The organism is Oleiphilus sp. HI0079 (genome assembly GCF_001635105.1).
This window is the reverse complement of sequence record NZ_LWFT01000672.1, coordinates 1-18009: the sequence shown is the minus strand read 5'-3', so window position 1 is coordinate 18009 and position 18009 is coordinate 1. Positions and strand designations below refer to the sequence as shown.

General features: G+C 48.0%; 17 protein-coding genes. 13 read left to right on the top strand and 4 right to left on the bottom strand.

Translation table 11 applies throughout. The features are described from left to right. From A3750_RS12240 to A3750_RS12220, 5 genes are all read left to right on the top strand, one after another. Positions 1–395, top strand: a 395-nt coding sequence (locus A3750_RS12240) for a phosphatidylserine decarboxylase (protein ID WP_197475015.1), incomplete at its 5' end; no start/stop codon positions are given. A gap of 78 nt (positions 396–473) precedes the next feature. Continuing rightward, complete coding sequence (locus A3750_RS12235) at positions 474–1148, top strand: hypothetical protein (protein WP_068458599.1); 675 nt, start codon at positions 474–476, stop codon at positions 1146–1148. Positions 1149–1187: 39 nt separating this feature from the next. Next, positions 1188–3023, top strand: a complete 1836-nt coding sequence (locus tag A3750_RS12230; RefSeq protein WP_068458600.1) for an aminotransferase class III-fold pyridoxal phosphate-dependent enzyme — start codon at positions 1188–1190, stop codon at positions 3021–3023. A 64-nt stretch (positions 3024–3087) separates the two neighbouring features. Then, complete coding sequence (locus A3750_RS12225) at positions 3088–4863, top strand: choice-of-anchor I family protein (protein ID WP_068548311.1); 1776 nt, start codon at positions 3088–3090, stop codon at positions 4861–4863. A 320-nt stretch (positions 4864–5183) separates the two neighbouring features. Continuing rightward, positions 5184–6011: a UDP-2,3-diacylglucosamine diphosphatase gene (locus A3750_RS12220; protein ID WP_068454089.1), complete on the top strand. Its 828-nt coding sequence runs from the start codon at positions 5184–5186 to the stop codon at positions 6009–6011. 93 nt (positions 6012–6104) lie between these two features. Here the strand turns inward: A3750_RS12220 and A3750_RS12215 are convergent, their stop codons facing one another. Beyond that, a complete protein-coding gene (locus A3750_RS12215) occupies positions 6105–7568 on the bottom strand; it encodes a wax ester/triacylglycerol synthase family O-acyltransferase (RefSeq protein WP_068454086.1) in 1464 nt (487 codons plus the stop codon). 173 nt (positions 7569–7741) lie between these two features. On the opposite strand from A3750_RS12215, the gene A3750_RS12210 reads away from it, so the two are divergent. After that, the gene (locus A3750_RS12210) at positions 7742–8605 is read left to right on the top strand and encodes a tRNA (adenine(22)-N(1))-methyltransferase TrmK (RefSeq protein ID WP_068454083.1); all 864 of its coding nucleotides are present in this window, start codon (positions 7742–7744) and stop codon (positions 8603–8605) included. Here A3750_RS12210 and A3750_RS12205 read toward each other — a convergent pair. The 3 genes from A3750_RS12205 to A3750_RS12195 all read right to left on the bottom strand — a co-directional run bounded on the left by A3750_RS12205 (position 8602) and on the right by A3750_RS12195 (position 12466). After that, positions 8602–9678 (bottom strand): lipase secretion chaperone, encoded by a 1077-nt coding sequence (locus tag A3750_RS12205; RefSeq protein ID WP_082863119.1) that lies wholly within the window; start codon positions 9676–9678, stop codon positions 8602–8604. The genes A3750_RS12210 and A3750_RS12205 overlap by 4 nt on opposite strands. Before the next feature lie 67 nt (positions 9679–9745). Continuing rightward, the gene (locus tag A3750_RS12200) at positions 9746–10708 is read right to left on the bottom strand and encodes a triacylglycerol lipase (RefSeq protein ID WP_231871808.1); all 963 of its coding nucleotides are present in this window, start codon (positions 10706–10708) and stop codon (positions 9746–9748) included. Between the two features lie 294 nt (positions 10709–11002). Next, positions 11003–12466, bottom strand: coding sequence for a malate:quinone oxidoreductase (locus A3750_RS12195; RefSeq protein WP_068454077.1), 1464 nt, complete (start codon positions 12464–12466; stop codon positions 11003–11005). Positions 12467–12769: 303 nt separating this feature from the next. Between A3750_RS12195 and A3750_RS12190 the strand changes: the two genes are divergently transcribed. From A3750_RS12190 to A3750_RS12160, 7 genes are all read left to right on the top strand, one after another. Further along, positions 12770–14254, top strand: coding sequence for an NAD(P)/FAD-dependent oxidoreductase (locus tag A3750_RS12190; protein WP_068454074.1), 1485 nt, complete (start codon positions 12770–12772; stop codon positions 14252–14254). Between the two features lie 466 nt (positions 14255–14720). Next, complete coding sequence (locus tag A3750_RS12185) at positions 14721–15200, top strand: Na+/H+ antiporter subunit E (protein ID WP_068454071.1); 480 nt, start codon at positions 14721–14723, stop codon at positions 15198–15200. Positions 15201–15202: 2 nt separating this feature from the next. Then, positions 15203–15466 (top strand): monovalent cation/H+ antiporter complex subunit F, encoded by a 264-nt coding sequence (locus A3750_RS12180; RefSeq protein WP_068454069.1) that lies wholly within the window; start codon positions 15203–15205, stop codon positions 15464–15466. Positions 15467–15492: 26 nt separating this feature from the next. Continuing rightward, positions 15493–15822, top strand: coding sequence for a monovalent cation/H(+) antiporter subunit G (mnhG, locus tag A3750_RS12175; RefSeq protein ID WP_156492327.1), 330 nt, complete (start codon positions 15493–15495; stop codon positions 15820–15822). After that, positions 15822–16796, top strand: a complete 975-nt coding sequence (locus tag A3750_RS12170) for a DUF4040 domain-containing protein (RefSeq protein WP_082863118.1) — start codon at positions 15822–15824, stop codon at positions 16794–16796. The genes mnhG and A3750_RS12170 overlap by 1 nt, the downstream gene beginning before the upstream one ends. Next, complete coding sequence (locus A3750_RS12165; protein WP_068454065.1) at positions 16793–17149, top strand: cation:proton antiporter subunit C; 357 nt, start codon at positions 16793–16795, stop codon at positions 17147–17149. The genes A3750_RS12170 and A3750_RS12165 overlap by 4 nt, the downstream gene beginning before the upstream one ends. Next, positions 17149–18009: proton-conducting transporter membrane subunit (locus tag A3750_RS12160; RefSeq protein WP_304440190.1), on the top strand; the 861-nt coding region annotated here is incomplete at its 3' end. The genes A3750_RS12165 and A3750_RS12160, both read left to right, overlap by 1 nt.

The following is an 18009-nucleotide window of genomic DNA, read 5'->3' as shown; positions in this document are numbered from 1 at the left end:
AGGTAGACAAGCTGCATTACATTTCCGGTGACACGTTCAATGTTAATCCTCCAACGCTTAAACGCATTAACCGCTTGTTCTGCCGCAACGAACGCGCAGTGATCGAAATAAAGCCCACCAATTTTGAAGGACGCATCGCGATGATCCCTGTCGCCGCGATTTTAGTCGCCAGTATGCGGTTCGTCGGCCTTGAACACCCGCTATCGCTCGCCTATCGAGGCCCAAACGAAATTCCATTTAAGCGTTCTTTTGAGCGGGGTGAACGGATCGGTAATTTTGAGCATGGGTCCACCATCGTGCTGCTCTTCAGCGAACACTACAGCTTTATGCCGCAGATTCGTGAAGGTGAAATTATTCGGATGGGACAGCCTTTAATGACGCAAAAGCAACAGTAAAGGCAAACAGTTAGCAACCACACGCGGCCCAACAAGCCGAAAGAAATTACAACATAAACCAATACTAGGTGCATCGCTATGACAATATCGCAACAGACGCAACCCCAAGGGGCTGTCGCTTCCTTTCTTGCAGAGCTAAACGAATTGCGCTGGGACGACCATCGTTACTATCACCAAAGCCGTATTAATCAGTCATTGCACTTTTTAAGCTCAATCAGTTTTATGACGGCGTACATCATGCTGTTTATTAACCCCGGTGTAGCCGCATTAATTGGCTGGGGCATTGGCATGGTTTCCCGTCAGAGCGGCCACTTCTTTTTCGAGCCGCGCGACTATGACCATATCAACAAGGCAACGCATGAGCATAAAGAAGAGATAAAAGTAGGATACAACCTAAACCGTAAAAGAGTGCTCCATGCTATTTGGGCGGCAATCCCTGTTGTGTTGGTGTTTGATCCGACTCTACTTGGCACGATGCAAGCCTACACCGATTTTAATGGCTTCCTAAACAACATGGCGATTGCTTGGCTGGTTCTAGGTGTAGCAGCACTGCTGTTTAGAACTATTCACCTGTTCTTTATTCGAGACATCAAGACGGGCTTAGCGTGGTGTCTAAAGATCATTACCGACCCGTTTCATGACTTCAAAATTTACATGAAGTCCCCGCTTTATCTCATGCGCGGAGAGCTCATGGACCCGATGACGCACGCCATGCACGAAAACGAAGAGCATGAGCTAAACATGCGTAGCTAATCCGGCTTTACGCGTTACTACCAACAAAGAGTGGCAACTATGGCGCTTTTAGATAATCAACTACCCTCCCTGCAAGGCGAATACTTTGTACTAGTCCTGTCGGCTCTGCTGCTTGCCTATATTGTGTACAGGGTTGTTCGGCGTTTGCAGCTTTCGATCGCGAAGCATCCCTCTTTGCGCGGTCACGCGAAGATGTCTAAGCGCATTGCGAAGCTTTTGCCGTTTTATGAGTATTCGCAATCTCAAGCGTTTCGTTGTGATAACGCTCCGGAAGACGTGATCGCAAAGCGTCACGCGGGATTTGCCGCACTCAAAGAGGCGCTTCAATCTCAGGCGCCACATACCATCGCCGCGAGCAAGGAGCTTGAAGGCAAACTAGCCGACGTGGACTTTACCAACCAATATCGCGTGCCTTTTCAGTTCCGACGTTTGATGTCACGAGAGATTCCTCTTGGGCTGATGGCCGATACCAGTAGTGGCACGCAGATTAGAGATTTGGACGGAAACTGGTCTTACGATCTGACAGGCGCATATGGGGTAAACCTCTTCGGTTATGATTTTTACAAGGAATGCATTGCAGAAGGCATGCAAAAAACCGCGGAGCTCGGTCCTGCTCTTGGTCCATATCACCCAATCATCACCGAGAACATTGATCAGTTGCGCAAGATCTCGGGTATGGACCAGGTGTCTTTCCATATGTCGGGCACCGAAGCGGTCATGCAGGCTGTTCGCCTAGCGCATTACCATACGAACAAGCCGCGAACTGTGGTTTTTTGCGGCGCTTATCACGGATGGTGGGACGGCGTTCAGCCCGGCATCGGCAATCCTCGTAAAGTGCACGATGTGTATACATTAAAGGAAATGTCGAAAGACACGCTTCGGGTTTTGCGCACCAGAAACGATATTGCTTGCGTTCTCATTAACCCTCTTCAGGCGTTGAATCCAAATGGCGGTAGCGCCAGCGACTCCATGCTGGTTGCAAGCGACCGCCACGCGATGTTTGACAAACAAGCGTATGCGGATTGGTTAAGGGAGTTACGCGCGGTCTGCAGCCAGAAAAACATTGTAATGATCATGGACGAGGTTTTCCTCGGGTTTCGCCTCGGTCCAGGAGGTGCACAAGCATACTTTGACGTAAAAGCCGACATGGTGACCTATGGCAAAACACTTGGTGGAGGTCTTCCCGTAGGCGTGGTTTGCGGAAAAGCCGAGCTCATGCAGCGTTATCGAGCCGACAAGCCAACAGACATTTGCTTTGCACGCGGAACTTTCAATTCACACCCCTATGTTATGGGGGCCATGAATGCCTTTCTGAAGCGAATCTTCCTTCCTGAATATCTTATCGAACCGAACAGGCTCGATAAGCAATGGAATACCCGGGCGCGGATCATGAACGAAGCACTAAAAGAAGCGGGTATCCCAGTTCAGGTAGCCAATATGACGTCTGTATTCGTCCCTTTGTACACGCAGCCGAACCGCTTCAACTGGCTATATCAATATTACTTGCGCGCTGAAGGTTTAACTCTGCCATGGATCGGCACGGGTCGCTTCATTTTTAGCCATAACTACAGTGATGAAGAGTTTTACAACGTGATCGAAAGAATGGTGGCCGCAGGGCATCGAATGACTACAGACGGCTGGTTTTGGGCTTCCTCAGAATTAACCAATAAAGCCATCAAGCGCGATGTATTAAAGGAATTGCTCAAAGCCAAATTCGGCAAGCTGCCGTCAAAAAGCGCAGATCAACAGGTGGAGCCGCCCAATCCAACCCCCATTGCGCCATCGAATTCAGTTTCCGCTGACGGTGTTGTCACGAGGGAATCATCAGAGTGTATGAACGGCGCTGCACGATCAGTGTATATGCCACAAAAATAATGCGTTTTAGGATAATTAAACGAGTAGCCTGGAGAGAGAGATGAAAGTAAAAAACAGATCTAATATGAAGATAACGTGCTTGGCCGCAGCGGTTGCGTTGGGTACAAGCTTACTAGCTGGCTGTAAAGTTGAAGACAAAATCGATGAACTGAACCTGTTCGAGAACACGATTTCCGTATCCTTTTTCGGTCGTTACTCAACAGGCGAATTCGATGAATCAGCCGCCGAGATCGTTGATTATGATCCAGCAACAAAAACGACGTTTGTCGTCAATGCCAACTCAGGACAAATCGACCTAATAGACACCGCATCGCCATCCACACCAACTCTCGCGAGCTCGTTGAATGTCGCGGGCGACGTTGCCGGCGCGATTGCCGGTATAAGTGAAGCGGACCTAGGTGCGGCTAACAGCGTTGCCGTTAGCGACAACACGCTCGCCGTTGCGATTGAAGCCAAGCCAAAACAGAATAACGGCTACATTGCGTTTTATCAGACGGATGGGACCTTTCTTAGTGCAGTAGAAGCGGGTGCCTTGCCCGACATGGTGACATTTACCCCTGATGGCAACACCGTTATCGCGGCAAATGAAGGAGAGCCAAATGGCGACTACTCCGTTGATCCAGAGGGCAGTGTCACAATTATCGACGTCTCTGGCGGAGCTGGGTCGCTTACGCCAAGTGATGTCACCCAGGTAACGTTCTCTGAATTCAATAGTGGCGGGAGCAAGACCCTAACGAACGAAGTACGAATTTCAAGCAAAGCTGCAAGCGTGTCGCAAGATCTTGAGCCTGAATATGTCGCGGTATCAGGGGATAGCAAGACAGCATTTGTGATCCTTCAGGAGAACAATGCCATTGCCATCATAGATCTTGAAAAGAAAGCGCTAAGCGCAGTTCAGGGACTGGGATACAAAAATTACCTAATTCCTGGTAACGAGATTGACCCAAGCAATAAAGATAATGGCATCAATATTCGCAACGTCCCTGTTTATGGTGTGTTTATGCCAGACTCTGCGGATGCATATGAGTTTAACGGTAAGACCTATTTAGTTACTGCCAATGAGGGTGATGGTCGCGAGTATCTGACGGACGCGAACGATGCCGGCGATTGTGCGGCTCAAGGCGGTATCGATTTCGATGACGGTGATTGCTTTCATTATTTAGATGAAATTCGTATCAAGGATATCGCATCCACCGGAGCAAGCTTTGATGCAGACCTTGTTGGCCTTGCAGGCGCAGACTTCGAAGATAGTGATCAACTCGGTCGTTTAAAAGTAATGACCGACATGGGCGTTAGCGGCGCATGTGCATCTCTAGCGACAACGGGACAACCTGCCGCAGATTGCACTTATGAGGCGCTCTATTCTTACGGCGCGCGATCTTTCTCTATCTGGGATGGAGAATCGGGCGCGCTTCTCTACGATTCTGGCAGCGACTTTGAAGTCATCACCGCGAACCGCTTGGGTGAGAATTTCAATGCGAGCAACGACGATAACGAAGGCGACGATCGCTCTGACGATAAAGGCCCAGAGCCTGAGGCAATCGAGATTGGCGCAATCAACAATCGGGTTTACGCTTTCATTGGTCTTGAGCGTGTTGGCGGCATCATGGTTTACGACATCACGACCCCCGAATCAGCAAACTTTGTTCAATATATCAATGAACGCGATTTCGACATTGCCGATCCGGAAGCGGACTTGGCAGATGTGGGTGATCTTGGGCCAGAATCAATCAAATTTGTGTCTGAGGAAGATAGCCCAACGGGAGATGCGATGCTGATTGTTGGAAATGAAGTGAGCGGGACTACAACATTTTTTAGCATCGATATCGTCAAGCAATAGCGGTTAACAAACGCTACGTTGAGTATAACGGCACTTCGACTGTCAGCAGACGCCGGCAGCGAAGTGTCATACACTTCTCACCCGTTTAGTGTACAAGCTACACACTCCGTACTTTCCCTCCGTACATTCCCTGCGTACTTTCCCTTCACTGTTTTCGTCAGTTAGAAATTAAGTCTGCAAATCGTTAGACAGTACTGATTTCTCGGTTCGGGTCCTGCGCTTTTCACCTGTAACTGTCATCAAAGCTTCATCACGTATTCACCTAATCGATACATGACAACCCTAGCCTATTCTTGTCACTAAACAGGAGGAGAGCTGTCATGTCAGCAACACCCGTAAAAGTGCGAAGCGTTTTTATATCTGACGTACATTTAGGAACCAGTGCATGCCAAGCGAAGTACCTACTCGATATGCTCCAACGTATCGAATGCGAGCAGCTTTTCCTGGTTGGAGACATCGTTGATTTGCTTGCACTCAGAAAACGTGCCCAGTTTCCCGCGCTACATCAAGCTGTCATCGCGCGCATTGTCGCTATGGCGCAGGCCGGCGTTGACGTGGTGTACATTCCCGGTAATCACGATGCACTGATACGTCGCTTTAATGGACAAACCATCTGCTCGATTCGCGTCGCCAACCACAGTCATTACAAAAGCCTGGATGGACGAACGTTTTTGGTCAGTCACGGGGACGAGTTTGATACCTTACTTCAATGCGCACCGTGGCTGAATTGGCTAGGCGACATATCGCATGAGTTTTTACTGAAGATTAATACGCTAGTAAACGCGATTCGTCGAGGGATTGGAAAACCCTACTGGTCTCTTGCGCGCTCGGTCAAGAAGCGTATCGGCTCCGCGCAGGTCTTCATCGAAAAGTACGAAAAGCTGGCGGCGCATCGAGCCATTGAGCAGCAAGTAGATGGATTTATATGCGGGCACATCCATCACTGGCAAATGTGCTTCCATGGCGCTGCGCTGTATATGAATGACGGTGACTGGGTCGAGCATTGTTCCGTTCTATTTGAGACGAAACAAGGAGAGTTTCAACTATGGCATTGGGCAGACACACAAGAGCTATTGGTTGGCGAAACAGGTCTGTCTAAACCCGAACAAACGCCATCGCCGGCTTATGCCAGTATCGCTTCTCAGTAAACGCACAAACCACAACGCGCTGCATCATGGTTGCCGTTTAAGTCCTATTGATTTCACCCGAACGGCAACCAAGTCTTTGCTAATAAACGAACGTTATTTCGCATCCACCTTCGTCTTACGCGGTGCTTTGCGCTTCCGTGGTTTTGGCGCGGGCTTTCTCACGAGCGCTTCTAGTTCGTCCAGCGCTGCTCCTGAGAACACGGCGAGGTTTTGCATGCTTGGCAATGAGTCACGACAGCCGGTATACCCAAAGTTCAAAGAACCGTCATAGCTAAGGCAGGTAATATTCAGAGCACCACCATGTGCAATCAACGATACTGGATACATTGCTTCAAGCTTAGAGCCATTATAATAAAGCGTGTCTTTTGGTCCTGGGACATTGGAGATCGTGATGTTAAACGCGGGTCGCATGCGTCCGCCTAAACCGGTCAAGAGCTGCAGAGAATAAGGGGCCATCATTAACATCGTGTATTGCGTTAACGATGCTCTGGGCAAGCTTTGCAAATGCGCCTTCGCGATACGAGTTGACTCTTTTATGGTAGCGAGGCGTTTTAAAGGGTCCGCTTGATCGGTGGCTAAACTTGCGATCATAAAACTAATGGCTGTGCCTGTGCCATCGTCATCTGCAGGTCGGATATTGACAGGTATACCGGCCGTTAGCGGATGATCGGGAAGCGCTTCTTTTTCAAGCAAAAATTGCCGCAATGCAGTACCGCATAAGTAGAGCACGATGTCGTTCAGCGAAGCGTCGGCCGCTTCTGCAAGCGCTTTGATGCGATCAAGTGTGTACTGTTGAGTCGCAAAACGGCGAGCGGGTTGTACTCGACCATTGATGATCGAATTTGGTCCTACGAAGGGAGCAGCTAGCTCTTGTCGATCTTGGACCGATGAACTAACGAGCTTCGCTAAGGCTGTCACTAACTGTGGCGTGTTGGAAGCTTGCTCTTTTATCGCATCAATCGCCTGCTCGACCGCGCCTTGCCATGTGGGAATGCCCTCTGACTCCCCGCTTTTTTTCCGCTTCGGCGGCGCGATTGACCAAGGTGGCGCCATGTTGACGTCATCTGGCGAATCAGACAGCGTTCTCTGGAGCAGTCTTACTCCACTAATCCCGTCAATTAATGAATGATGCATTTTTGTATAGATTGCGAAGCGATCGTTCTCTAGCCCCTCAATAACGTGACACTCCCAGAGGGGACGCTTAAAGTCCATTCTGTTAGAGTGCAGCCGCGACACTAGGATACCAAGCTCACGTTCGCCACCCGGTTTTGGTAACGCCGAATGCCGAATATGGTAATCAAGGTCAATATCTTTATCGACGACCCATGACGGCGCGATCATTCGTCCAAGGCGGCTTGGCTTTGCGAGCTTCTTATTCCAAGGAGATACGAGACTCGAGGCCGCTTTCATTCGTGCAACATCATCGCGCAAAAAGGTTTCGGGAGCACCGTCTGGTAACGAAAAGATCTGCAAATTACCAACATGCATTGGCGTATCTTCAGAGTCCAACGCTAACCATGAGGCATCTAATACATTAATCTTATTTTCCTGACCCATGATAAGGGCTCCTTTGAATCTAAAAAATTACGCGCAACTTTAGCACAACCCGCGCGATAAACTGAGTTGGCATATCTGTTTTTTGTAAACAGTACAATTATTAACGGAAAATCCACGGTTCCGCTTCGTGAACCTAAATTTAAGACCACGCACTTTGCCTATATGGTAGTAATATGAGCTTGAGTAAAAACACTGAGACAAAACTCAATACAGGTAAAAAATTAGGAAATCGCCTATCGACGATTGACCAGTTTATCTTGTCTGAGTACACCCATATCTGGGATTGTTGCTGTGATCACGGTTTACTTGGGATGCGCCTTCTTGATCGGAAGGCTGCGCCTCACATTCACTTTGTCGATGTATCCCAAGCACTAATCGAACAAGTGAAGCACAAGTTGCAAACGCATCAAGCGACGAGCCCCATCGAAAGCAAATGGTATGCTCACTGTCTCGATGCGGCCACAATCGATATCTCGGCGTTGAATGGAAAACATCTGTTCGTGATCGCCGGCGTCGGCGGAGATCTAACTAGCGACATCGTAAGCGCACTTATACGAGGCATCGATGGCGGCCCCTCAAAGCTCGAAGTTGACTTTTTACTTTGTCCGATACGACACCATTACACTCTTCGTAGGGCGCTTAGACGTCTTGGCTGCAACTTAAAGCGCGAAGTCTTGGTCGAAGAGAATCGCCGTATTTATGAGGTGGTGCTCGTATCCTACCAAGCTGAAAACGGCTCAAGAAAGGACGGTGACAATGACAAAGCTCTCGATTTCGAAGGCGCGACCTGCGCATCAGCGGCGAGAGACAACGACCTGTTGGATAATCGCACCGCACAGGAAAGCGATTCGCTCCGCCCAATAAGCGAAACAGGTGAGGATATCTGGTGTCCAGTCGACATGAGACAAAAAGAGATCGCCTGCCGGTACTTGCATTCGCTCATTCAGCATTACGCGCGAATGGCCGAGTCTGGCTCCGAAGACGCCCTCCAAAAACTCAAGGCATATCAAGGGATTGCGATTCACGAGCGATACTAAAAAACGTTATTAATCTGATCGAGTGATGCCACTCTCACCTGCTCTGTTTCGCTGAATAGCTGTTGTCTGAGTACGTTGATTTCGTTTAGCTGTGATTCTTTGTCCAGCCCGGTGTTTCCGATGATCGCATCCCGTTTAACGCTGTAGTCATTATATCTACTCGTCCACTTGGCACGCTCTGCATCCAGTTCTGAAAGTCTTTGAGCCGCTGGCTCGCCCACCGTAGAAACACGCTGAACATAAAGTGCTTCAGGGTCAGATTCGGATGCGCTCTGCGTAGCCTCCCTAAGCAAAGCCACGGGGTTTGCCGACTGACGGCTCTCTATAAACGCTCTGGGCATCTGAGAATCAAGGATTTTCAGCGATGCTTGTTTCTGCGAAGGGCTCAGCGCAGGGTCAGCGTTAATCTGAAGTTTTTGTAGCATATAGTCGTCGTATTGTTCGCGCTCCGAGTAAAAGGCCTCATGCAACTCAACGCTTAAATGTTCTTGGCGGAGTTGCTTTACCAGCTCCAAGCGCTCTTTGACGAGTGACAGATACTCGCCACCGAGGCTTACTTGCTGACCTGTTGCTGAAAACGAAGCGATTTTCTCTGAAAATGCCGCCTCTAAATCATAAACTGCCGCCTTGTAATCGACATAATCCGCAAGTGCTTTGAGCGCTTGAGTAAGCGCGGGATCTTCAAGTTTGTAGTTTAAGTATTCTTCGATGCGAGCGAGAACAACATCGAGCTCTTCTTCTTCGATCGCAGAAAAGAAAAAATCAAACACGTCCTTAATATCAGAAGAAATCCGCAGATTTCCCTGTTCGTCAACGGCCAAATCTCTATCGAAGTAAATACCTTTCAGCGAACTAACAAGTGCGCCGTGGCGAGAGGTGTAAGGTAATTGCGATGATTGATCGTCATGGGGTATTTTTATCGGCTCGCTCGACGATAGATCTTTGGTTACGGTCAAGATATCGGAACGATTCTCAACTACATCAACAGCAGGAGGTTTGCTCCAATGCCATACGGCAAGGCAACTAAAAACGACGACACTGATGGCCATCACTGCGGATGTGCGTTTAAGCATAGGTTGATGCCTGGTAAGATCAATTACAAAATAAAGGAGGGCAACAGCCCCCCCTCTAACGTTCAGCTTACAAGCCTGCGGCCTTTAAGCGACGTGCATGATTCTCAAAGAGAACCACTGGGTCAACTTCAAACAAATTAGACAGCCCGAAGAACAAGTTCACGCCATCAAGGTGGTTGAGGTTGTAATCTGTAGAAATAACATCACCCCAATTCTGTTGACATTGTCCCACTAAACCGTCGTTTTCCTGGCCAATCATCGTAGCACCAGTAAACAGTAAAAATGGATCAGAGATATCTAATGCGTTTGTGGCAATCCAATCGCCACCCCAGGAATAGTAACGAATGCCATTAACAACGCTCGCGCCTTCGCCACAGTAACTTGTGGGACGTCCTGCTGGGAATAGGTTATTGAACTGCTCCGCACCCGGTGTGGTAAGGAATGTCACTGCACCTAGCGCGTCTTGCGCGTAGTCTGGGTTACCTGAAAGTGCATCGATAATGTTACCCAAGAAATTCAGGGCACCTTCGATCAGCGCTTCCGTGCCACCACCGACCGGAACGATACCGCGCGCCGCATCAGCAAAACCGGAACCGCTATTTGCACCATTGACAGATGTAACCGACGCAACCAAATCTGGGCGAACGCCAGCAACATAACGGCTTGTTGGTGAACCAAGACTATGGCCAATCAAGTTGAACTTTTGAGCCCCGGTAATCGCCTTGAGTTCCTCAAGATATGCAAGCAGCTGCTCGCCGCGTACATAACCATCTTCCCAAGATGTGACATTAGGGATATAGACCTTTGCGCCACGCTCTTCTAGTTCGCTTTTAACGCCATAAAAGTAATCGATACCGAGAATGCTATCAAAGCCGGAAAGACCATGAACAAGCACGATTGGGTTTTGTGTTTTGTAAGCCGTGCAATCCTGCCACCACCAACAAAACGCGTTTGCGGCTGCACTCTGCATGAGCAAGCCTGTAAATAAAATACTACTGAAAAAGGTTTTACTTTTAATCCATTGCATCATCGTATGCCTTTTATTTTTATTGCTATCGATGCACAACATTCGGTACTGCGGAATGACTGCTTGTACGTGAGCGCATTATGTTAGCTTTGTGGCGAAATTCGACATTGGATGTTCGTCGCATTTTTTAAATTTAGGAGGAAATAACTGGTATTGATTGTTTGGATATTGCCGCTGTAAAGAGTTTGGAGCGGCTTAAGAAATAGGCTTATATATGCGCCTATCGACAGAGTCCAACGCAAAAGGGCGCATGAAAATGCGCCCTTAAACCTACTCGATTGTTAACAGTGTTAGCGTCTAGTTGCTACGAGCCGGTCGCACTTTAAGAATGGCGTCTACGCGGTTTCGTATCTCACGATATTTATCTGCGTCGTCAATTAACGCGTCTAAATCGGGCTCTTCAAACATATCCTTGAGCGCCTTCTTGCTCTCTTCCTTTTTTACGAGCTTTGGAAACATTTGCTCTACACAGCGCAACATCACCTCAGGAGAGACGGATGCACCGGGCGACGCGCCAAGCAAGGTGCCATAGGTCTGATCCTCATTAACGATGATTTCGGTACCCATTTGAAGGTCACCGTCTTTGATAATCTGTACCCTTTGACCTGCCTGCGAAACTTGCCAATCAAAACGGGTACTTAATCCAGGCGCAAACTCCTCCAAAGTTTCAAGCATCGCGCTTTTTCCTTTGAATGTTTCTTTAAACAAGTAGGAAACCAGCGGGAAATGCTCTTTCGCAACATTTAGCAGGTTTGGAATATCGTGAAGGTGAATCATACGAATAAACTCGATAATCCCCCTTCCCTTTTCCAAGATCGGTGAAAACGTCGCAAAGGGCCCAAACAGTAGATAATGCTTGCCATCAGCAGCGCGTAAATCTAGATGAGGAACAGACATTGGTGGCGCACCAACGGCGGCCTTGCCATACGTTTTAGCGTCATATTCTTTGGCTGTTTTTTCATCGATCTCAGTGAGAAGGAAGCGGCCCCCAACGGGGAAACCGGAGAAGCGTCGAGCCATAGGTAAATGGCTTGCTTTTAAGATTGGAAAGGCCCCGCCACCGGCACCGACGAACAGCTTGTCTGCGCGAAACTGGACGTCTTTATCTCCCTGCTTACACTCGATTAACCATGTGCCAGAAGGGCTTTTATGAACACGGCCAACGTGCGTATTGTATTCGAAATTGACGCCCTGCTCGTTTTTCATATACGCGGCAAGCTCTCGCGTGATGGCTTCAAAGTTTACGTCAGTGCCATGGTCAACCATGGTTGCCGCCATTTTCTGATCGCGCGGTCGGCCATCCATTGCAAGCGGCAGCCATTCTTTGATTTTGTCGAAATCTTCAGATAGCTCCATTTCGTCGAAAAAATGGTGACTTGCCATCTCCTTATACCGCATATGCAAAAGGCTAATGCTGTCTTCGTTAACGAGAGTGCAGTGTTTCGTAGGGTTAATTATGGTTGAGGGATCTTTAACGATGCCCTTTTCTACAAGATAAGCCCAATACTGTTTAGCCACGTTGAATTGCGCGTGGATGGTCAACGCCTTTTCAACGCTAATCACCTCTTCATCAACCGGTGTGTAGTTGAGTTCGCAGTTTGCCTCGTGGCCCGTTCCTGCGTTGTTAAACACACTTGAATTACTGCCCGCGGCCTGATCAAGGCGTTCTATGACAGTAATCTTCAGATTTGGGTCGATTGTCTTGGCAATATTGGCGAAGGTGACGCCCATAATGCCAGCCCCAATGATGACAACATCCATTATTTGATTCCTTTTGAGAAAATCGCTGCACTCAGAGATGGGAGCGCTTTTGCTTTAAACCTTTGACAGGCGAATTTTAGCACCTATTTGCATTCAGGCGATCATTAATGCTTATAACTGTAAGCTAATTTTCAGGATCACCCATATGCATTCGTATGTCTTACGTACCATGCCGAATGCAGGATTAATTCATCGCAGGCTTGGTGCTGTCCAAAAATCATAAATAACGTCTTATTTTCAGCATTCCTCGCTCACTTGTTTCGGCTTAGAGTCATATGCTTCAAAAACGTAGTGGTACACAGTATGAAGCGAAATCCAGCAGTTTGCGTCATAGGCGCGGGTATGACCGGCATTTTGATGGTAAAAAAGTTACGCGATATTGGCATAACCGATATTGTGGTCTTCGAGAAGAAAGATGAGATTGGCGGTACCTGGAGGGAAAATACCTACCCGGGTGTTGCCTGTGATGTGCCTTCACACATGTATACCTATTCCTTTGAGCCGAACCCTAACTGGAGCAACTTCTTCGCTCGTGGTCCAGAGATAAAAGCGTATTTTGAACACGTAACCGACAAATATGATATTCGGCAGCACATTCATTTCAATGAAGCGGTATCGGACGCCGTTTATGACGCTGGTAAATGGTATGTAAAAACGGTTCAGAATAAGGACTACGTTTTTGACTTCGTGATTTCTGCTACGGGGATTCTTCATCATCCCGCCTACCCTGAGATCGAGGGTTTGGACACTTTCGAAGGCAGTACATTTCATACTGCGGAATGGGACCATTCGGTAAACACTGGAAGCGGATCGCGCGTTGGGATTATCGGTACAGGATCAACAGCGGCGCAGGCTATCCCTGAGCTCGTAAACAGTGGCGCAGAGGTCACGGTTTTTCAACGAACACCGCAGTGGGTATTGCCGCTCAAGGACTTCAACATTAGCGACAAAGCTAAGCGTCTTTTCAATCGCTTCGGGTTTATCCACAGGTTTATGCGCCGCTTCGCGATCTTCTTTATGGAGCATATGTTTACCAAAGCGGTCACAGGTCATCCCATCCAAAAGAAAATTCTAGAATGGGCGTGCAAGTCGAATCTTAGATTAAGCATTAAAAACAAAGCGTTGCGAGACAAACTTAGACCAAATTATCAAGTAGGTTGTAAGCGCGTCATTGTGAACACCACTTTTTATCCAGCCATCCAAAAAGACAACGCCCATCTTGTTACGGAGCGCATCGACCGGATTACGCCCGCAGGTGTACTCACAACAGATGGCGTTTTGCATAAGCTCGATGTTTTGGTTCTATCAACCGGTTTTAAACCATTAAGCTTTATGCGCCCTATGAACATGACGGGGAAAGATGGTCTCCATATTAATGATGCGTGGGCGCATTCTGTGAAAGCGTATCGATCGATGCTTTTACCCCACTTCCCTAACTTCTTTCTTATGCTTGGTCCCAATACGCCAATCGGTAACTTCTCTGTGATCGCAATGAGCGAGGTTCAAGGCGATTATGTTTTGAAGCTCATCAATAAATGGCGCGAAAACGAGTTTGACGAGCTTGAGCCAAAACCCGAAGCGATCACACGATTTAATGACTACGTAAAACGGGGGCTTAAAGGAACGGCATGGGTTGGTGGTTGTCAAAGCTGGTACCTCGATGCGGATGGTGATCCGATTCTTTGGCCCTACACTTGGGCAAAATGGGTCGAGGAAATGGCAGAGCCTAATATGGCGGACTTAGATGCCGTTCAATTTTCTGCTCAGCAGCAATCGAACGTCGCGTAATTCAACAAAAACGTTTAAAGGAGCGCATGCGCATTGCGCGGCACTGACAGGGGTGGGTTCGATCAGATTATTGATCAACGCGCTTAAGCCTCTAGCAAACTATGCTGTACACGGTGCAACAATGGGGCTGCATTAATGGGGCTTCATTCAAACATTGAGCCGATTGACTCCACCACTGGACCTTGAAAGATCAGCAAACGGTCTTTCCTAGGCCTTGCCGGATAGCGTGTGTTTTCTTAGCACGCTCTGATGTTAACCGTGCAGATTGCAAAGTCTTCGATAATTTTGAAACCACTGCGCCGTCAAAACAATCCATCTTATTAAAAATAAAGATAACAAATCGTAAGTTTATTCTTTGATGTTTTAAGGCTAAGGTTTTCGACCGTTCAAGTGCGATTTATTTTGTGACCTAGCGCACTTTTAATTTGTAACTATACTTAGAACAAATTTTGTTCGGGCTCCTACAATGCATCTACTCAAATGGGCAATTCTTCTAGCCCTGTTCTGGCTTTTATTGTCAGGTATTTATCAGCCTTTGATCATTGGGTTTGGCGTATTTTCAGTGCTACTCGTGTTATTTGTACTCAAAAGAATGGATCAAACCGACTCTGAGCCTAAGCCAGTTGCCTCTGGTGCGCGTATCTCTCGTTACTTTGTTTGGCTGACAGGCCAAATAATTGCCTCTAGTGTTCATGTTACAAAGTTGGTTTGGGGCAACCCCAAGAATCTAAGCCCGTCACTTGCAAAGGTTTCAGTCGCGCAAGTACCAGATAAAGTCCGCGTACTCTACGCAAACTCCATCACTCTAACGCCAGGAACGCTAAGCGTGGATCTTGAAGACGACGAAATTACTGTCCATGCTCTGCAAAGCGCGTCAATCGGTGAGCTCAAAGAGGGTGACATGGAGAACAAGATAACGTCAATTTGGGGTAAGAAGGAATCTTAACTATGACCTTAATGGCTGCAATATGCATTGCGATACTCGTCGTCATGGGTTTAGCGCTTGCCCGTGCGTTTAGCGCTCCAACAGTCTATGACCGAATTCTTGGCGTTAATATGTTTGGCACGAAGACGGTGCTCTTCATCGCAGCGGTAGGCTTTTTAAATGGTCGGCCAGATTTTTTGGATATTGCTATTGTTTATGCGCTCATCAACTTCATCGGCATGGTGGCGGTTTTGAGGTTTTTTGAATACACCGCGACACTCGATTAAAACAACAAATAAATTAGGGACTTGGCTTGATCGCTTTAGATATAGTTAGTGGCGCCTTTTTAGTAATTGGCGTTTTTTTCGGATTGACCGGCGCCGTCGGGTTATTTCGTTTTCCGGACTTTTTTACTCGGGTTCATGCTGCGAGCGTGACGGATTCCGTATCTGCGATTTTCATTCTTTTTGGTCTGGCATTACAGTCTGGACTCACATTGGTTACCGTCAAACTTGCATTCATACTGCTCTTTCTGCTCTTAACCGCACCTACTGCGTCACACGCCCTTGCCAAATCTGCACGCCATGGTGGTCTACTGAGCATCGCCGAGAAAACGCATGGAAACTCTAAGGAGAGAGATTAATGGAATTATTGATTGATCTCGTCTTGCTAGGAATGCTTGCGCTCACGGCCATTAGAATTATCTTTTTAAAAGATCTGTTTGCGGTAGTGATGCTATTTGGTATCTACAGTTTTCTTTCTGCGCTTATTTTTGTCAGTCTCGACGCGGTCGACGTGGCCTTTACGGAAGCTGCGGTGGGGGCAGGAATATCCACAGTACTCATGCTTTCAACGCTGGCTCTGACGGGCCGGACTGAGAAAACAAATTCGCAATCTTCATTTTTACCATTGGTAGTAGTTTTGGTAACAGGCGCTGTGCTGATTTATGGCACCGTCGACATGCCTCCATTTGGTCATGCAGACAATCCGGTGCATGAGCATGTCGCGCCACGCTACATCGAGCAGTCTCCGCAAGAAGTCGGGTTACCAAACATGGTGACATCAGTCTTGGCGAGCTACCGAGGCTTCGACACTTTAGGCGAAACTGTTGTGGTCTTCGCCGCCATGATTGGCGTGCTTTCCCTGCTGGCAGTAAAACGGGAAGAAAAGGCCCCCGAAGCTGGCCTTGTCTCACATACGGTGTTGCGTGTTGTCGCGAAAATTTGCATTCCATTGATTATATTGTTCGCACTTTACGTGCAATTTCACGGAGATTTCGGCCCTGGCGGTGGATTTCAGGCTGGCGTAATCGCCGCAGCTGCGTTCATCCTGTACGCACTTGTGTTTGGTCTTCGCATGTCCTTCCACGTCGTTAGCCCTCAGTTTCTAAAGCTGCTAGCGCCATTAGGCGTTCTGCTATACGCGTCTGTTGGCTTGGTTAGCATGGCAAAAGGCGGCAACTTTCTAGACTATAACGTGCTTGCTAATGACCCGGTCGCAGGTCAGCACATTGGTATTATAGTGATAGAGCTAGGAGTCGGTATCACCGTTTTTGCCGTGATGTTAAGTATTTTTTATGCGTTCGCGAGCCAAGCAGAGAGGTCGAACATTCAATGAACCTTTTGTTTGATCACTACAACTATTGGATCGTAATTTTTTTGATGATGTCAGGGTTTTACATCGTCATCTCGGCCAACAATCTCGTTAAAAAAGTTGTTGGTTTAAACGTGTTCCAGACTTCTGTCTTTATGCTTTACATTTCAATGGGAAAAGTCTCTGGAGGCTCAGCCCCTATTGTTGCCGAGGGGATCGAGGTCTATTCGAACCCCTTGCCGCATGTACTGATACTCACTGCCATCGTGGTGGGCGTAGCTACTACTTCAGTAGGCCTTTCTTTGATTGTCCGCATCAAGCGCGCTTATGGAACAGTCGAGGAGAATGAATTTCAAGACAAGGATGACGTCATCTAATGGTCGCAGAACACCTTCCTATACTTCCCGTCCTTATTCCCCTTTTAGCGGCGCCAATTGCGATACTTGTAGGACGTTCATCGCTCGCTTGGCTGCTCTCTACTAGTGCGAGTATCGCCGCATTTTTTGTCGCGATTGGCCTATTGGAGTTGACGCTGGCGAATGGAGCGATTCGTTATGCATTGGGTGGCTGGAGCCCACCTTGGGGCATAGAGATGCGTATCGATGTCGCCAGTGCATTTGTGTTACTCGCCGTATCCGGTATTTCTAGCTTGGTGCTCATCTATGCACGCGCTAGCATTGAAAAGGAAATCAAAGAAGGGCAACACACGCTTTATTACACGGCGCACTTGCTATGTCTTGCAGGCCTTTCCGGGATACTGATCACCGGTGACGCGTTTAACCTTTTCGTATTCCTTGAAATTTCTTCTCTCGCGACCTACACCCTCGTGAGCTTAGCCTCTGATAGGCGATGCCTGACTGCCGCATTTCGGTACTTGGTGATGGGTACAATTGGCGCGACCTTCATACTGATCGGCGTAGGCATGCTGTATATGAAGACGGGAACACTTAACATGCTGGATCTTGGAGATCGTCTTCAAGCAATCGAGACCAGTCGTACCGTCAATACCGGGCTTGCCTTCATCATGGTTGGCGTCGGTATTAAACTCGCTCTCTTTCCTTTGCATATGTGGCTTCCTGGCGCGTATACCCATGCCCCTTCTGCGGTTACCGCGTTCTTGGCTGGAACAGCGACAAAAGTAGCTGTTTACGTCATGATCCGCTTTATATACACCGTGTTTGGCGCGGAGCATGTTTTTGAAGAAATGAGTATGAGTATCATTCTACTCGCTCTTGCG